Source organism: Terriglobales bacterium (genome assembly GCA_035764005.1).
GTDB lineage: Bacteria > Acidobacteriota > Terriglobia > Terriglobales > Acidobacteriaceae > Gp1-AA112.
Genome location: DASTZZ010000055.1, coordinates 19255 through 35636, shown reverse-complemented (window position 1 = coordinate 35636; position 16382 = coordinate 19255). Strand labels below are relative to the sequence as shown.

At 57.0% G+C, this 16382-nt stretch carries 14 protein-coding genes; 9 read left to right on the top strand and 5 right to left on the bottom strand.

The window, feature by feature from the left end:
• Positions 1-306 precede the first annotated feature (306 nt).
• The 8 genes from VFU50_08215 to VFU50_08180 all read left to right on the top strand — a co-directional run bounded on the left by VFU50_08215 (position 307) and on the right by VFU50_08180 (position 12062).
• Complete coding sequence (locus tag VFU50_08215; protein ID HEU5232828.1) at positions 307-678, top strand: hypothetical protein; 372 nt, start codon at positions 307-309, stop codon at positions 676-678.
• Between the two features lies 1 nt (position 679).
• The gene (locus VFU50_08210) at positions 680-1630 is read left to right on the top strand and encodes a cytochrome c oxidase assembly protein (GenBank protein HEU5232827.1); all 951 of its coding nucleotides are present in this window, start codon (positions 680-682) and stop codon (positions 1628-1630) included.
• Positions 1620-2024 (top strand): c-type cytochrome, encoded by a 405-nt coding sequence (locus VFU50_08205; GenBank protein HEU5232826.1) that lies wholly within the window; start codon positions 1620-1622, stop codon positions 2022-2024. The genes VFU50_08210 and VFU50_08205 overlap by 11 nt, the downstream gene beginning before the upstream one ends.
• 503 nt (positions 2025-2527) lie before the next feature.
• Positions 2528-3313: a heme-binding protein gene (locus VFU50_08200; protein ID HEU5232825.1), complete on the top strand. Its 786-nt coding sequence runs from the start codon at positions 2528-2530 to the stop codon at positions 3311-3313.
• Between the two features lie 408 nt (positions 3314-3721).
• Positions 3722-3970 carry a hypothetical protein gene (locus VFU50_08195; GenBank protein ID HEU5232824.1) on the top strand — a complete coding sequence of 83 codons (249 nt, stop codon included), beginning with the start codon at positions 3722-3724 and terminating at the stop codon, positions 3968-3970.
• Positions 3971-4276: 306 nt separating this feature from the next.
• Entirely contained in the window at positions 4277-5566 is a 1290-nt protein-coding gene (locus tag VFU50_08190) for an MdtA/MuxA family multidrug efflux RND transporter periplasmic adaptor subunit (GenBank protein HEU5232823.1), read from the top strand.
• 2 nt (positions 5567-5568) lie between these two features.
• Complete coding sequence (locus tag VFU50_08185) at positions 5569-8838, top strand: efflux RND transporter permease subunit (protein ID HEU5232822.1); 3270 nt, start codon at positions 5569-5571, stop codon at positions 8836-8838.
• A 116-nt stretch (positions 8839-8954) separates the two neighbouring features.
• Positions 8955-12062 (top strand): multidrug efflux RND transporter permease subunit, encoded by a 3108-nt coding sequence (locus tag VFU50_08180; GenBank protein ID HEU5232821.1) that lies wholly within the window; start codon positions 8955-8957, stop codon positions 12060-12062.
• Here the strand turns inward: VFU50_08180 and VFU50_08175 are convergent.
• Positions 12059-12709: a response regulator transcription factor gene (locus VFU50_08175; GenBank protein ID HEU5232820.1), complete on the bottom strand. Its 651-nt coding sequence runs from the start codon at positions 12707-12709 to the stop codon at positions 12059-12061. The genes VFU50_08180 and VFU50_08175 overlap by 4 nt on opposite strands.
• An 18-nt stretch (positions 12710-12727) precedes the next feature.
• The gene (locus VFU50_08170; GenBank protein ID HEU5232819.1) at positions 12728-13651 is read right to left on the bottom strand and encodes a trypsin-like peptidase domain-containing protein; all 924 of its coding nucleotides are present in this window, start codon (positions 13649-13651) and stop codon (positions 12728-12730) included.
• Between the two features lie 136 nt (positions 13652-13787).
• Between VFU50_08170 and VFU50_08165 the strand changes: the two genes are divergently transcribed.
• On the top strand, positions 13788-14003 hold the full coding sequence (locus VFU50_08165; GenBank protein ID HEU5232818.1) for a superinfection immunity protein: 216 nt from the start codon (positions 13788-13790) through the stop codon (positions 14001-14003).
• Here VFU50_08165 and hpnI read toward each other — a convergent pair.
• From hpnI to VFU50_08150, 3 genes are all read right to left on the bottom strand, one after another.
• Positions 13991-15208: a bacteriohopanetetrol glucosamine biosynthesis glycosyltransferase HpnI gene (hpnI, locus tag VFU50_08160; protein ID HEU5232817.1), complete on the bottom strand. Its 1218-nt coding sequence runs from the start codon at positions 15206-15208 to the stop codon at positions 13991-13993. The genes VFU50_08165 and hpnI overlap by 13 nt on opposite strands.
• A 120-nt stretch (positions 15209-15328) precedes the next feature.
• Positions 15329-15715 (bottom strand): hypothetical protein, encoded by a 387-nt coding sequence (locus VFU50_08155; GenBank protein ID HEU5232816.1) that lies wholly within the window; start codon positions 15713-15715, stop codon positions 15329-15331.
• A 105-nt stretch (positions 15716-15820) separates the two neighbouring features.
• Entirely contained in the window at positions 15821-16372 is a 552-nt protein-coding gene (locus VFU50_08150; GenBank protein ID HEU5232815.1) for a YdcF family protein, read from the bottom strand.
• Positions 16373-16382: the final 10 nt, after the last annotated feature.

Genomic DNA, 16382 nt, shown 5'->3' with positions numbered 1-16382 from the left:
GGCACGGCCTTGGCCGTGCGCGAACGGCCGTGACTCCTTTTTTGGGAAGCACGACTGCCCTGTCCTGTCATCCTGAAGCGCATCTTTTGCGCGAAGGAACTCCCGAAATGCTTCAGTCTGAAATGCACTCCCCAGGCTATTCGGTCAACAGCGTTGAGATGCATGGTGGAGGAGCCAAGCCGGCGGCAATCAAGTCCGAAACATCTCGGGAGATCCTTCGCGCAGAAGATGCGCTTCAGGATGACAGGCCCAGAGGGCGGGGTCCTGATTCGGAATTGGGCGGGTGGTCGAGTGCGCGGAGCAGCCATGACTGAGACCCAGCCGATCGTCGACACGCCGCGTCTCGAATTCGCCGTCTGGTGGGGGGTAGCCGCCGGTCCGGTGGCATGGGCCTTCGACTTGGGATTCAGCTACGCAGTCGCGTCTCACGCATGCTCGACCGGACATTTCTACGTGCTGCACATCATCTCGCTCATCTGCTTCATCGTGGCCCTGACTGGATTCGTGCTGGCATTCGGCACACAACGGAAGATGCCGGAGCGGGCCGACAAGCAGGGACATGCGCCGCGCGATCGCGCGTTCTTTCTTTCGCTGGTTGGAATCACCATGAGTTTGTTTTTTGCCGTGATCATCATCGCCGGAGCGGTGCCGCGATGGATCTTGAGTCCGTGTTCCTGAAATGAGACGGCTGCGCACAACTCGAATCATCTGGCTTGGAGCGCTGCTGTGTGTCGCGGCAGTTCCGCTTTGGGCGCACGAAAACGATGCACACGCAGCAGCCACGACGTGGACGTGGGAGCCATCGGTCGTAATTCCCATTTTTGTATCCGCAGCGTTGTACGCGATTGGGTATGCGCGAATGCGCCGACGAGCAGGCGCACGTCTCCTGACGTGGCCGTTTGTTTCTTGTTTCGCGGGAATCCTCGCGCTCATCATTGCGCTGGATTCTCCTGTGCATCTTGTAGGTGAGCAGTTGTTCTGGGTACACATGACGCAGCACGAGCTGCTCATGCTGATCGCTGCTCCGCTTCTCGTAATGGGAAGACCGCTGGTACCGTTCTTGTGGGCGCTGCCGCAGTCCCGGCGCGAGGGCCTTGGGAAACTCTCGAAGACAAAAGCGTGGCGCGGCACCTGGATCGCGATTTCTTCTGCCGGAGCAGCGTGGATCATTCACGCCCTGGCGCTGTGGATATGGCATGCTCCTTCGCTGTTTGAAGCGGCCTTGCACAACGAAGCCGTTCATGCGGTACAGCATTTGTGCTTCCTCGGCAGCGCACTCCTGTTTTGGTGGACCTTGATTCATGGACGTCATGGAAGGCTCGGGTACGGAGCCGCGGTCGTGTACGTCTTCACGACGGCGGCGCACAACAGCATCCTCGGCGCGCTGCTGACATTTGCTCCTCGAGCCTGGTATCCCACGTATGTCAGCACGGCGCAGAACTGGTCGCTCACGCCGCTACAAGATCAGCAGCTTGGCGGACTGATTATGTGGGTGCCTGCCGGAGTCGTTTTGCTGGTTGTGGGACTCGCGCTGTTTGCCGCGTGGCTGGGCGAATCGCAGCGCCGCTTCGAATACACGCGCATGGCTGCGCTCATGAAGTCTGCCAAAGGAGCTGCTCATGCGCGCTAAAACCGTCCAGACGTTCGTCTCGATTGTCGTCGTCATTCTGGTGGCGCTGTTGTTCAGCGCGTGGGCACGCCAGGGAAAGACGAGGACATACGCGAGGGCGGCGAAGATGCTGCACGGCAACCCGGCGCTCGGTCCAGACAAGATTCGCAAGTATGGCTGCTATACCTGCCACACGATTCCGGGCGTCGCCGGAGCGAACGGTCTGGTCGGCCCTCCCCTTTCGGGAATTTACGAGCGGGTGTTCATCGCCGGTGAGGTGCCGAACACGCCCGAGAACATCACGCGGTGGATTCAGCATCCGCACTCGATCGAGCCGAACACAGTAATGCCCGAAATGGGAGTGACGGATCAGGATAGCCGGGACATTGCGGCGTATTTGTACACGGTGCGGTGAACGTCTTGGTTCTTGGTGGAAGCCCTTGGCTTTAGCCAAGGGTGAGCACGGCTGAGAAGCCGTGCGAATGTCGAGGGCGAAGTATCACTTTGCGCTTTAGCGCAGGCGCACGCGCGAAGCGCGCGTGCGTGGGCCGGAGCTAAAGCGCGATTGAATGGCGCTCGTTGAGATACGGCTAAAGCCTTGCCCCTGACTAAACAGGCTGCGGAAAATGCGGTTGCGACCAAGTAACGGAACCGGCGCCAGACGGTGGGGTAGCTGCGTGTGTTGCGGCTGCGTTTCTGCGCAAATGCCAGCAGTATCGCTGCATTCGGACTTCGCCTTTCGGCGACCTCCGACCCCCCGGCTACCGCCGGCGGTTCTGTTTTGCATTTTCCGCCGCGTGTAAAGTTCGGGGTTCCACCCAAAGCAAGTGGACGAATCAGTGGCAGCAATATGCGGCGGAACGTAGGACCAATTCCGGATTGGAACTGTTGAATCTGTCGAAGCCCAGGAGAGAGTTTATGAGACTGAGCGACATGGTCGTAAAACCATTCATCTTCCCCCTGTCAATTTGCATTCTCGCCCCGTTGAGCTTTGCCCAGGGCACCGACTGCTCCAAGGTCCCTGACTACAACAAGCTCAAGACCACGCTGACGCAGGTCGTGAAGGAAGGCAAGGACGCGAACGGCGGCATGGGAAATCAGGAGTGGGCAGCGGTGGTGAATCGCGATGGCACGGTGTGCGCTGTAGTCTTCAGCGGTCCGGATCGCTCCAAAGAATGGCCGGGAAGCCGGCTCATTGCTGCGGAGAAAGCGAACACCGCGAATGCGCTCAGCCTCGATGACTTCGCTCTCTCCAGTGGAAATCTGTACTCGGGAGCGCAGCCTGGCGGCAGCCTCTACGGTCTCGCGATGCTGGGTCCAAATCCGACGGCAGCATTCGCCGGTCCGCCAACCAAATTTGGCCAGACGGATGACCCGATGGTCGGCAAAGCTATCGGCGGCGTGATCGTCTTCGGCGGAGGTCTGCCGCTCTACACGCACGACGGCAAACTCGTCGGCGGACTCGGCGTGAGCGGCGACACTTCTTGCACCGATCACGTGATTGCGTGGAAGGTACGCAACAAGCTCGGACTCGACGCCGTTCCGATGGGCGTTGCGCCGGGCCAGAGCGATAACTTGATCTTCGACATCCAGAACGGAGTAAGCGCGAGCGGCTTTGGTCATCCGACGTGCAAGGGCGGAAAGCCGGCCGAGGAGATCATCAAAAAATTGACCGACACGATGCCAAGCGGTCCGAAGAAGTGACTGAAGCTGCGGAGCCGCGAAGCAAAGGATGATCTGCTCCAGAGCAGACTGGAGCAGTAGGCGGTGCCGGCCGGCCTGACAATTTCTTGCACCGAAGGAACGCCCCTGCAGCATCTAATGTAGTTACGGCGAGCCAGTTCACTCTTCCCAAATCAGGAATAAGCGAATGAGACGATCTCCGAATATTTCGCTATTATTGCCTTTTGGTTTCGCTGTTCTGATGGAAATTGCTGAATGACGGTGCTACTTCAAGTACTTGATTCAGAGCCGTTTGTTTGAACTGCCGGTCGTTTCTCCCTCACGTTTTCGTATGTTTTCGCTGTTTATTACGCTGTTAGCAGCGAAACAGGGGATGCGGTCGCAATGCACCGGCTGCTACGGACACGGCGATTGGTAGAATATCTCTCCATGGCTGAACCTACCGCAGAAGAACTTAAGGCGCGAATTGCAGAGCTGGAGCAAAAGCTGGCGTCGCGCAAGACCGGAAAACTGGAATTTCGCGTGAGCGAAAAAGGTGGCGTGAGCGTGTACGGACTCGGGCGCTTTCCTGTCACGCTCTATTACGAGCAGTGGATGCGACTGCTCGGTCAAATCGACGAGTTGCGCGCTTTCATCGACGAAAACAAATCGCGGCTCAAGACCAAAGATGCCGAGTAGCTTGGGCGAGTATCGTCGGCATCAATTGTTTCTGACGCGTATTGTCACTGGTTCGGCCGCGTCTAAACGCTTTCTTTAACAAAACTTAACCTCAGTTCCTCCCCCATTTGTTACTACTTTTCTTTCGGCGTACTCGTCTAATCAGATAGTGGAAAGGCGAGAGTCGCTGCCGATGAGAGCGACGCACGCCAGCACCTGCCGCGATTCTCTTCCGAGAGTTTCCGACCCTTCAGCCAGGAATCGTCATGCGCTGAGATGCTGTAAATTAGAGGGTTCGACTCGGGTGCCGGAGCCGAACCTATGCATATGGCGCAAGACCTTACCGAACAAGACTTCCACCAGCCGGAGTTGGTGCCGCCTCCGCCGGAGCGCCGCACCAGCAGCAAAGCCGTGATCTGGGTGATTGTGATTTTTGCGCTCATCGTGCTCGGCGCGCTCGGTTTGCGGACACTTTCGAAATCCCATGGTGAGCAGGCCCAGGCGCAGGGACGTGGCGGCGGTGGACGTCGGGGAGGGGGAGCCGATGCAAATCGCGCGGTTCCAGTTTCGGCAGCGCCGGCCCAGCAGCGCGACGTGCCGGTTTACTTCGAAGGACTTGGGAACGTTCAGGCGTACTACACGGTTACGATTCATAGCCGCGTCGATGGCCAATTAATGGCGGTGAATTTTCGCGAGGGCCAGCAGGTTCAAAAAGGACAAGAGCTTGCGCTGATCGATCCGCGTCCTTACGAGGTACAAGTCTCGCAGGCCGAAGCCACGAAGTATAAAGACCAGGCGAACCTTGAGAACGCGCAGCGCGACCTGCAGCGCTACGCCGATCTTTACAAGCAGGGGGTAATCGCGCAGCAGCAGTACAACACACAGCAGTCTGTGGTGGCGCAGCAAGAAGGACTGGTTCGGGCTGACGACGCCCAAATCAATAATGCGAAGCTGAACCTCACGTACTGCCATATCAAGTCGCCGATCGACGGGAGGGTTGGATTGCGTTTGGTCGATCCCGGCAATATGGTGCATGCCTCTGACCAAAATGGCCTGCTCGTCATCACCGAGCTGCAACCGATTGCGGTGCTCTTTACTCTCCCCGAAGACAATCTGCGGGATGTGCTTCAACACATGCGCACCAGCCGTCTCGAAGTGCAGGCCTGGAATCGCGATGACACGCAGCAGATCGCTGATGGTCGGCTGGAGACGATCGACAATCAAATTGACCCGAATACCGGAACGTTTCGCCTTAAAGCTGTCTTCGACAATCGTGATAACGCGCTGTATCCCAACCAGTTTGTGAACGCGCGTTTACAGGTGTACGTGCGCAAAAGCGCAATCACGATTCCAGCGGTTGCGGTGCAGCGTGGATCGCAAGGGACATACGTGTATGTCATCAAGCAGGACAAGACGGTGGAGTCGCGCAACATCAAGATTGCGTTGAGCGAGGGCACAGTTTCTGTGATCGATTCGGGAGTCAAACCCGGCGAACTCGTGATCACCGATGGACAAGAGAGATTGCAACCCGGCAACAAAGTTGAGGTGGAACGCACGGGTCCTCCAGGGAAGATCAATCCTCCCGATCAGGTTATGGGCGCAAGTAGCGCTAGCTGAGCATGAATCCGTCTCGCATCTTCATTCTGCGGCCAGTAGCTACATCGCTGCTGATGGTCGGCATCATGCTCGCTGGTATCGTTGCTTACCGTCAGCTTCCCGTTTCGGCACTCCCGCAAGTTGATTATCCAACTATCCAGATTCTGACCTTTTATCCCGGCGCCAGTCCGGATGTGATGACTTCGTCCGTGACTGCTCCCATGGAGCGCCAGTTCGGCGAAATTCCAGGACTGAATCAGATGACCTCCACCAGTTCGTATGGTGGATCGCTCATCACCCTGCAGTTCAACCTAGAACAGAACATCGATGTCGCCGAGCAGGAAGTCCAGGCTGCCATCAACGCGTCAGGCACTTATTTGCCGCGTGATCTGCCCAATCCGCCGATTTACAGCAAAGTGAATCCCGCGGACACGCCGATCCTTACCCTTGCGCTCACTTCGAAAGAACTGCCTCTGAGCAAGGTGCAGGATTTGGCCGACACAACTCTGGCGCAGAAAATCTCGCAGCTTCCCGGAGTCGGACTAGTAACTCTCAGCGGCGGACAGAAGCCCGCTGTGCGGATTCAAGCGAACCCAACGGCACTGGCGTCGTATGGTCTGAGCCTCGAAGATCTGCGCAGTGGACTTGCGGCAGCGAACACAAATCAGGCAAAAGGCAATCTGCAGGGGCCGCATCAGTCCTTCAGCATCGGAGCGAACGACCAGATCTACTCCGGCGCGGATTACAAACCGATCATCATCGCTTACCGCAACGGAGCTCCGGTTCGCGTGCAGGATGTCGCGAACGTGGTAGACGGAGTCGAGAACGACCAGCAGGCCGCGTGGATGAACAAGACACCTGCGGTCATCATGAACGTTCAGCGCCAGCCGGGTGCGAACATCATCAGCGTCGTCGACCGCATCAACGCCTTGCTGCCGCAACTCAAGGCAACGCTGCCGCCGTCGGTCACTGTAAGTCCGCTTACCGATCGCACGATCACGATTCGCGCTTCGGTGAAAGACGTTGAATTCGAGCTGATGCTGACCGTCGTTCTCGTCGTGCTGGTGATTTTCATCTTCCTGCGTCACGTCGCCGCGACGATCATCCCCAGCGTTGCCGTGCCGCTTTCGATCGTGGGTACGTTTGGTGTGATGTACCTGCTTGGGTACTCGCTCGATAACTTGTCACTGATGGCGCTGACCATCTCGACCGGATTTGTCGTCGACGACGCGATCGTCATGATTGAGAACATCAACCGCTTCATTGAGGAGGGCCATCCTCCTCTGGAAGCGGCGCTGATGGGCTCGAAGCAGATTGGTTTCACCATCGTATCGCTGACGGTATCGCTCATTGCCGTTCTGATTCCACTACTCTTCATGGGAGATATTGTCGGCAGACTCTTTCGCGAGTTTGCAGTGACGCTCAGTGTCACGATCCTGGTGTCAGCATTTGTGTCCCTTACGCTGACGCCCATGATGTCGGCCCGTCTTCTGAAGAAGAGCGACACGGCGCATGAAGGCTGGTTTTATCGAACATCGGAGCGGTGGTTCAATCGCGTGATCGAGGAATATGGGCGAACCCTGCGCTTTGTGCTTCGCCACCAGACGGAGACGCTGTTTGTCACCGTTGGAACTCTGGTTCTTACGCTGTTTCTCTTTTATGTGGTGCCGAAAGGGTTCTTTCCCGTACAGGACACAGGTGTGATCCTGGGTATCACCGAGGCGCCGGAAAGCACGTCTTTCCAGGCTATGACAGCGCGCCAGCAGCAGGTCGCGGACGTAGTGTTGAAGGATCCCGACGTTGAGAGCCTGTCATCATTTATCGGGGTTGACGGCACCAACATGACGCCCAATGTCGGACGCATTCAGATCAATCTCAAGGGCCGCGAGAATCGGAAGTCAAGCGCCGACGAAATCATTCGTCGATTGCAGCCCAAGGTGAGTCAGGTATCCGGCATTACTCTGTACATGCAGCCGGTGCAGGACATCACCGTCGAGAATCGCGTCAGCCGCACGCAGTATCAGTACACGCTGGAGGACGCCAACGCCAAGGAACTCGCCGATTACGTTCCCAAACTGGTACAGAAGCTGCAGTCCGTGCCTGAGTTGCGCGATGTGGCGAGCGACCAGGGTTCCGGAAGTTTAGAGGCTGATCTGGTCGTAGATCGCGACACCGCATCGCGACTCGGCGTCACGCCGCAGATGATCGACGACACGCTATATGACGCTTTCGGACAGCGGCTGATCTCGACGATCTTCACGCAATTGAATCAATACCATGTTGTCCTGGAGATTGCTCCCGATCAGCAGGTCCATCCAGACGATTTGAAGCGTATCTATGTGCACTCCTCCCCCGGAGGAGCTCCGGCCGCAGCGAGTGGAGGCGGCACGGGACTGCCAACGGTGGGAGCGGCGGCCAGCTCGAGCACCACTACCGCCTCGGCGTCGTCGGGAGCCGTTCAAGGCACAACCGGTTCCGGTATTGCCGCAGTGCCGAGTGTTGCATCCGGAAGATCGCAGATCGTTCCCCTCAGCGCCTTTGCCCGAATTGAAACCAACACGACTCCGGTAGCGATCTATCACCAGGGACAGTTCCCAGTGGCGACGATCTCGTTTAATCTGGCTCCTGGATCTTCGCTGGGCGCAGCTACCAAAGCGATCGATGCTGCAAGCGCGGAGATTGGAATTCCCGCCAGCGTGCACGCCAGCTTCCAGGGAACCGCGGCCGTATTCCGCAGCTCTCTCGCGAATGAGCCCTATCTTGTTCTTGCTGCACTTATCACTGTCTACATCGTGCTCGGAGTTCTGTACGAGAGTTACATCCATCCGGTAACGATTCTCTCTACCTTGCCTTCTGCAGGCGTGGGCGCGATTCTGGCGTTGCTGCTCTTCCACATGGAGTTCGGGGTGGTGGCATTGATAGGAATCATTCTGCTGATTGGCATCGTGCAGAAGAACGCCATCATGATGATCGACTTCGCGCTGGAAGCGCAAAGAGAAGGTGGCAAGCCGCCGGAAGAGGCCATATATCAGGCTTGTCTGCTGCGCTTCCGCCCAATCTTGATGACGACGTTTGCCGCGCTATTTGGCGGATTGCCACTTGCGTTAGGCAGCGGTACCGGTTCGGAACTGCGTCACCCCCTCGGAGTGACGATCGTCGGCGGTCTGCTGGTAAGCCAGGTGCTTACGCTGTACACGACTCCGGTTGTCTATCTTTACTTTGATCGGCTGGCGCATAAGTTCAGTCGTTTCCGAATTGGGAATCCAGTGGAGGAGCCAGCCGGGGCAGATTGATTTGGAGGCAAGCAATAGGCAATAAGCAATAGGCAATTCGCAATCACAATAGGTACGTCTCCTTATGAAAGAACAGCCGATTGCCTATCGCTTACTGCCTATTGCCGCAGTTCAACATGAGTATCTCGACTCCATTCATCAAGCGACCCGTCGGCACATCGCTGCTGAGCATCGCGGTGTTGCTGGCTGGAGCGTTGGCCTACACCAAGTTGCCGGTGGCGCCTCTTCCGGAAGTCGAGTTTCCAACTATCTCAGTTAACGCGGGACTCCCGGGAGCGAGTCCGGAGACGATGGCTTCTGCCGTCGCAACGCCGCTGGAGCGCCAGTTCGGACGCATCGCCGGGGTCACTCAGATGACTTCGTCCAGCGGACTCGGATCGACGAACATCACCCTGCAATTCGATCTGAATCGCGATATTGACGCTGCCGGCCGCGACGTGCAGGCTGCAATCAATGCCGCTCGCGGACAATTGCCGGCAAATCTGCCCAGCAATCCACGCTGGCGCAAAGTGAATCCAGCCGATGCGCCAATTCTGATCATGGCGCTTACGTCGGCGGTCATGACGCGACAACAGATGTACGACATTGCCGACACCATCCTCGCGCAAAAGCTCTCTCAGATCGAAGGCATCGGGAACGTGTTCGTGGGAGGGAGTTCGCATCCCGCGGTTCGCGTCGAAATCAACCCACTGCTGCTGAGTAAGCTCAACGTCGGCATCGATGCGGTGCGCTCGGCAATCAACTCTGCCAATGCTCATTCTGCGAAGGGAGAAGTTTCAGGCGCAGGCGATACCTATCTGATCAACACCAATGATCAGTTATTTAAGGCCGACCAGTATCAAAATCTGATCGTCACCTCCCGAAATGGGACGCCAGTCTTTCTGCACGAAGTCGCCGACGTGGAGGATTCGGTTGAGGATACGCATAACGCTGGTTTGGCGAATGGACAACCCGCGGTACTGCTGGTGATCTTTCGCCAGCCCGGAGCCAATATCATCGGCGCCGTCGACCGCGTGCGTGAGGTGATGCCGCAGTTGCAGGCGTCCATTCCTCCCACGATCAAGCTTCAAGTGGTGATGGATCGCACCACCACCATTCGTGCCTCGGTAACCGACGTCCAATGGACGCTCGCCATATCAGTCGTGCTGGTGATCCTGGTTGTATTCGCGTTCCTGCGGAGTGGGTGGGCAACGATCATTCCCAGCGTTGCAGTTCCGCTCTCGCTCATCGGCACCTTTGGTGTGATGTACATGGCGGGCTACACGCTCGATAACCTCTCGCTGATGGCGCTGACGATCTCTACCGGATTTGTTGTAGACGACGCCATTGTGGTGATCGAGAACATCACGCGACATCTGGAAGCCGGAATGAAGCCCATGCCGGCGGCCCTTCTTGGGGCTCGTGAGATCGGCTTCACTGTGCTCTCGATGAGCACGTCTCTGATTGCGGTTTTCATTCCCATTTTGGCGATGGGAGGAATCGTCGGCAGACTGTTTCGCGAGTTCGCCGTCACCCTGAGTACGGCCGTCGCGCTGTCGCTCGTGATATCACTGACCACCACACCAATGATGTGCGCCAAGTTCCTGCGGTCGGAACACGGACGCAAGCATGGCCGCGTCTACAATGCAGGCGAGCGGGCCTTCAATTGGCTGCTGGGAACCTACCGCAACTCGCTGGAGTGGGTGCTCGACCATCAGCCTCTCGTGTTGCTGATCACGCTCATGACCATCGGCTTGAGCGTCTATCTCTACTGGATCATCCCTAAAGGATTTTTCCCGCAGCAGGACACGGGGCGCATTTCGGGCGGCATTCTGGCCCAGCAGGACGTCTCCTTTGACGCGATGACGGTGAAGCTGCAAACGCTCAACGATATCGTGTTAAAAGATCCTGCCATTGATACGGCGATCAGTTTCACTGGTGGCAGAGGTGGCCTGAATTCCGCCAGCATGTTCATCCAGTTGAAGCCACTGGGGCAGGGACGGAAAGAATCTGCGTTTGACATCGTGAATCGGCTTCGTCCGAAGCTCTCGCACATTCCCGGCGCGCAGCTTTTCATGGTTCCCGTGCAGGACGTGAACGTCGGCGGACGTCAGAGCAATTCCCAATTCCAGTACACGCTGCAAGGTGACAACCTGCAGGACTTGCTCACTTGGGCACCTCGCCTTTACGAGAAGATGCGAAGAATGCCCGAACTGCGCGATGTATCGAGCGATCAGCAGAATCATGGCCTGGAAGCAACCGTGGTCATTGATCGTGATACCGCTTCTCGACTGGGAGTTTCGCCGACAGCGATCGACAGTACGCTCTATTCTGCTTTTGGTCAGCGGCAAGTCTCGGTCATGTACCAGGACCAGAACCAATACCACGTCGTTATGGAAGTGGATCCCCGCTTTAGCGAAAGTCCGGATTCGTTGAAGAATATTTACGTCCACTCCTCCCGTGGAATGGAGGTCCCGCTCAGCGCGTTCGCGCACTTCCAGATGTCGGAGACTGCGATTTCAGTCGCGCATCAGGGACAATTTCCTGCGATCACAATTTCGTTCAACCTGGCCCCGAACGTCTCGCTTGGACAGGCGGTGGATGCGCTCGCCGCTGTCGAAGGCCAGATGGGCATGCCGAGCACCGTGCATGGCGGATTCCAGGGTACTGCGCAGGCATTTCAGGATTCGCTTTCGAGCGAACCAATTCTCATCATCACTGCTCTGGCCGCTGTCTATATCGTCTTGGGAATGTTGTATGAGAGCGTCGTACATCCGGTGACGATTCTCTCCACTTTGCCGTCGGCGGGCGTTGGTGCGCTGATCTTTCTGTTATTGACCAATACGGAGTTCACGGTGATTGCCATGATTGGCATCATTCTGCTGATCGGCATCGTGAAGAAGAACGCCATCATGATGATCGACTTCGCTCTGCAGACGGAACGTGAAGGCGGCCGAACGCCCGAGCAAGCGATCCGAGAAGCCTGCCTGCTCCGCTTCCGCCCCATCATGATGACCACCATGGCGGCAATGTTCGGCGCATTGCCACTTGCGATCGGTACCGGAACGGGAAGCGAGCTGCGACGGCCACTCGGTATCGCCATCGTTGGGGGATTGCTCGTAAGCCAGATGCTCACGTTGTTCACCACTCCGGTGGTCTACCTCTACCTTGACCGGTTCCGTCTGCGCTTCTCACGTAGAGCGGCGATGCGTCATCGCCCAGTCCAGCCTGCGACTGGAGACTAGATCAGCACTCTACCCGTTCGCATGCCAATGCTGACAGCTTCGGTACGAGAGCCGGCCCCGAGTTTTCCCAAAATAGAGCTGATGTGAAATTTGACGGTATGCGTCGAGATGCCAAGACGAACAGCAATCTCTTTATTGCCTAATCCATCGGCCATCATTGACAAGACTTGCTGCTCCCGATCAGTGAGTTCCTCTGCTGCGTTCTCTGCGGTGATAGAACGGCGTTTCTGTTGGATGAAGGATGGATGTACCACTTGCAAGCCGGAGCGAACGGCTTCAAGTGCGGAACGGAATTGCGCTAACTCGATTTCAATCGGCAGGATTGCGGAGATGCCTGCCTGCAGTAGTCGCGAGATGGGCTGGATTGAATCGGCGTCCTTGACGCAAACAATGCAGATAGCGCTCTGCCGAGTTAAAACGGTCAGGGCTTCAGTGGACTCAGGTAATGTGAAATGCGCATCGATGCCATACAAAACAACATCATGCTTCGAAGATTCCGGCATGACTTGCATGCCGGCACTCCGAGCGAGTTGCTCCAATTTGTGCCGAACCGCCGAGGACCCCGCACCAATCACAACCGAAACTGCGCGATCCCGCAACTTAGGACCGGCTCCTCGCAGCGAGTTGTCGGCGAAAATAGTTGCCATGTTGCACGGTTAGATGTTTCAGTTTCTTGGTCGGTCGGACAATTTCACTTTGACTGACGCGAGCTGCCCCCCACGAACGTATTCAACGTCCACGGAATCTCCCCGCTTGGTTATCGAAAGCGCCCGCTGGATCTCCTCGATGCCCTGAACGGGAGCGCCGGCTATTCCGACAACAACATCGCCAAGGGTTATTCCCGCGTCGGCACTAGGACTTGACGCTTCCACCTGCATCACCATCAGCGCTGTTTCCGACTGCAGGTTGAACCTCGTTTTGAGTTCCGGTGGGATTGCGATTGGCTGCATCGCCAAGCCAAGATAGGGGCGGAAGACCCCACCGTGTTGCAGGATTTCGTTGACCACGCGATCAACCGTGGTGTTCGGAACGGTGATGGCTGCTGAGCGCGCCAGAGCCGAAGTGTTCATCCCCAGCACTCGAGCGCGCGAGTCGACAAGAGCGCTTCCCGACTGGCCACGATAGAGCGTTACATCCGGACGCAACAGCCTGTCCACCCGACCTCCGCGCCAGGTCTGCCATGAATCTCCGAGGCGCGCGATGATGCCCGCGCTCGCAGACAAGTCCCCCAGCGTGGAGCGTCCGATCGCTAGAACCACTTGCCCTACGCGTATCTCGTCGGCATTCGCGAATTGACTCGTCGTGGAAGTCGAACCCTCAACGCGAAGTACCGCCAGATCAGTTCCTGGATCTCGCCCAGCTAACGAGGCCTTCTTGCTCGATTTGTCCCATAAGACAACCTCGTACTCTCCGATGCGGCGGAGCACATAACTTGCCGTTACGACAATTCCTGAGCGCCAGAGAATCCCGCTCACCGCGATTCGTCCGCCACCACCATGCACAGCGACCACAAACTTGCTCGCCTGCTCAGCTACTTCCGCGAACTGTCCTGAAAGCGTGTCCCACTGGGCCTGAACTGCTATTGCCATTTTTTCTTCTCCACTACCTTGATGGGCATTATTGGCGTGGAGCCCGCGACGCCGCATCAGCCAGATGGGCAGGATGCTTTGCGAGGAATGGAACAAAACGTACAATCAACGCGTAATAAACAGCAGGAGGCGTGCGATGTTCACCATGCTTGCGTTTCTGTGCGGAGTGGCAATGTACTTTCTGCCGGCGATCGTCGCGCATCAGCGTCGGCACGTGAGTTCAGGCGCTATTTTCCTGTGGAACTTCTTTTTGGGCTGGTCGATCATCGGTTGGATCGTCTGCTTTGCCTGGGCGTGCACTGGGGATACGCGCAGGGAAATTGTGATCCTTCCGCCAGCTTATCGTCGCTGAGCTTCGGCAGGGCTGGGCTTTGCAGGTTCAGGATGTGAACTGGATTGAGCTCTTGCTAATGGCAACATTCGACCGTCCTTTAGCCGGAAATGCTCGCCTCGCCACGTAATCGAACTGCCGGCGTAACTCCAGATCCAGATTGCTAATGCAAGCAAGTCCCGCAGCGGCACCAGCCAGAAGTCCCGAAATAGGAAGCGATCCCGTAGCGTCAGCAATCCCGTACTAAATGCGCATGCGGCTCGAGCAGCGAAAGCCGCCATCAGTAGAATCCACGACCACCACACGCCTGGACTGGCAAATACCAGCAAGATTGACCACGCGAATGGGTGCGTGAGCGCCAGACCAGCGTATCCCTCGGGGCGGGAGACGCGCATGGTGCGCGCCCAGCGGATCTGATGCTCCCAAAACTCACGGAATGAATACGGTGGAACTGAGGTTTCCACCACGACGGGAGCAAGTTCCACTTTGAAACCAGATTCGGCGATGCGCTTTCCCAATTGATAGTCGTCGGCGAGGTAGTCAACGACGGTCTCAAGGCCGCCGATCGTTTGCAAAGCTGTACGCCTCATGGCCAGAGTCGAACCCAGGCCGAACCGCAGTCCGTCTTCCATGAGCCATGCTGTGAGTACGCCGGCTGCAAAGTCTGTCGAAATGCCCAGAGCCTCCAGTCGCGAGCCCAGTGTCTTGCCGGGGATTCCGCGATAAAGGCAAGTTACCATTCCCACTTTGGACGAGGAGAAAGCTCCCATCACAGAGGTTAGATATTCGCTGGAAACATGAATGTCGCCATCATTCACGAGCACGTAATCGTATTTGGCTTCGCGTAGCAGGTGCATCAGATTGCTCACTTTGCGATTCGTGCCGAACACTTCGGAGCAAATCACGAGGCGAATGTCGCGGGCCGGGAATTCGGCGACGAGCCGTTGCACTAACGGAATTGCAGGATCTGCGCTGTCGTTCACTCCGAAAATGATCTGGTATTCACTGCCGTAGTCCTGCACGCAATGGCTGCGAAACGCTTCGTATGAGTCCTCATCCGCTCCCTTAACGGGTTTCAAAATGGAAACCGACGGGGCGAAGCCGCTTGGCAACTGTTTGCTTACCCATTGACGAAATTGCCGTGCGCTCCAAATGGAAACGAAGCAGAAGCCGACTCCGCACAGCGTGAGCACCGACAGCGCAGATTGGATTGCGAGCCGCAGCATTGCGTCTTCTAACTTCTATCTGTTCGCGCAACCCACGTCAAAAAAATCGGGCGGACTCTTGAGTCCGCCCAGTCGCTTGTCTGCTGTTCGTTTTTGCTGTCGCTTTTAGAACTTTCGGAGCTATCGCCCCATAATCCTGTTGAATTCGCGTCTCTGATCGGCAGTCAAAACGGCTACAAAGCTGTTCTTAGTCTGGCGCCTGATCTCGCGAGATCTCGCGCTCTTCTGCGCGTCGGTCGAATTCAAATCCTGGTGTAGAGCGGTCAGTTGCTTGTGCTCCTGCTGGAGCAGGCTCTGCAACTCAAATTTCTGTCCATCCGAGAGGTCGAGCTGTTCAGCGACCATCTCCAGGACGTTGCGCTGTCCCTGAATGACTGCGGGGCACCCGGTCTTCGTGGATGGCTGGCTGGGATATGAGATCGAAGCTTTCTCCGCCGCGCGTGCCGGCAAGCCGGACATCAGCGCCAATGCGCCTGCGGAAAATAGAATTGCGAGCCTTGGTCCCATTCACAGCCTCCACTTGCCTCAAACCCGCAAGCGGAACAACAGTTGCAGAGTAGCTGATTATCACCAGGATGCGAAGGTGACTTCGGTCACTTGCGGTTTGGAAGTTCAAATTGGCAGGCGGAGTTTCCACGCGGTATAGCTCATGACTTCCCGGAGCTTGAGGCGAATACGTTCCCATTGGCTGGGCAGGCGGGAGTCAGGTCGGGGTGAAGCATACACTGTGATTCCCTCTCGTCCGAGCATTTGCTTGACGCGGAACATGTGATAGCTGTCGCTCACTGCGAGACAAGTGTGAATTCCGTTCTCGCGGAAGATATTCGCGACGCGCACTGCGGATTCGCTGGTGTCGTTGCTTTGCGTCTCGGCGATGATGTTCCGATCTGGAACCCCGCGACTCACCAGGTAATCTCGCCCAACCCCACCTTCGGTGAAGTGTGGATCCTGCGCGCCACCGCCGGTGGTGACAATCAGCGGCGCCATGCCTTCACGAAACAAGGTGTAAGCGTGGTCCAGGCGCGCTCGATAGACAGGCGACGGACGGCCGGCGTATTCGGCGGCGCCGAAAACAACGATGGCGTCCGCTCTCTGAGATTCGTCCTTATTTGCCTGGCGATTAACGAACCAATAGACACCGCAAACCCAAATCACCGCAAACATGAAGAGAGCT

Excerpts from the sequence above, each read along its gene's own strand:
- VFU50_08215 (HEU5232828.1), top strand. The coding sequence starts at position 307 with ATGACTGAGACCCAGCCGATCGTCGACACGCCGCGTCTCGAATTCGCC.
- VFU50_08210 (HEU5232827.1), top strand. The coding sequence starts at position 680 with ATGAGACGGCTGCGCACAACTCGAATCATCTGGCTTGGAGCGCTGCTG.
- VFU50_08205 (HEU5232826.1), top strand. The coding sequence starts at position 1,620 with ATGCGCGCTAAAACCGTCCAGACGTTCGTCTCGATTGTCGTCGTCATT.
- VFU50_08200 (HEU5232825.1), top strand. The coding sequence starts at position 2,528 with ATGAGACTGAGCGACATGGTCGTAAAACCATTCATCTTCCCCCTGTCA.
- VFU50_08195 (HEU5232824.1), top strand. The coding sequence starts at position 3,722 with ATGGCTGAACCTACCGCAGAAGAACTTAAGGCGCGAATTGCAGAGCTG.
- VFU50_08190 (HEU5232823.1), top strand. The coding sequence starts at position 4,277 with ATGGCGCAAGACCTTACCGAACAAGACTTCCACCAGCCGGAGTTGGTG.
- VFU50_08185 (HEU5232822.1), top strand. The coding sequence starts at position 5,569 with ATGAATCCGTCTCGCATCTTCATTCTGCGGCCAGTAGCTACATCGCTG.
- VFU50_08180 (HEU5232821.1), top strand. The coding sequence starts at position 8,955 with ATGAGTATCTCGACTCCATTCATCAAGCGACCCGTCGGCACATCGCTG.
- VFU50_08175 (HEU5232820.1), bottom strand. The coding sequence starts at position 12,709 with ATGGCAACTATTTTCGCCGACAACTCGCTGCGAGGAGCCGGTCCTAAG.
- VFU50_08170 (HEU5232819.1), bottom strand. The coding sequence starts at position 13,651 with ATGGCAATAGCAGTTCAGGCCCAGTGGGACACGCTTTCAGGACAGTTC.
- VFU50_08165 (HEU5232818.1), top strand. The coding sequence starts at position 13,788 with ATGTTCACCATGCTTGCGTTTCTGTGCGGAGTGGCAATGTACTTTCTG.
- hpnI (HEU5232817.1), bottom strand. The coding sequence starts at position 15,208 with ATGCTGCGGCTCGCAATCCAATCTGCGCTGTCGGTGCTCACGCTGTGC.
- VFU50_08155 (HEU5232816.1), bottom strand. The coding sequence starts at position 15,715 with ATGGGACCAAGGCTCGCAATTCTATTTTCCGCAGGCGCATTGGCGCTG.
- VFU50_08150 (HEU5232815.1), bottom strand. The coding sequence starts at position 16,372 with ATGTTTGCGGTGATTTGGGTTTGCGGTGTCTATTGGTTCGTTAATCGC.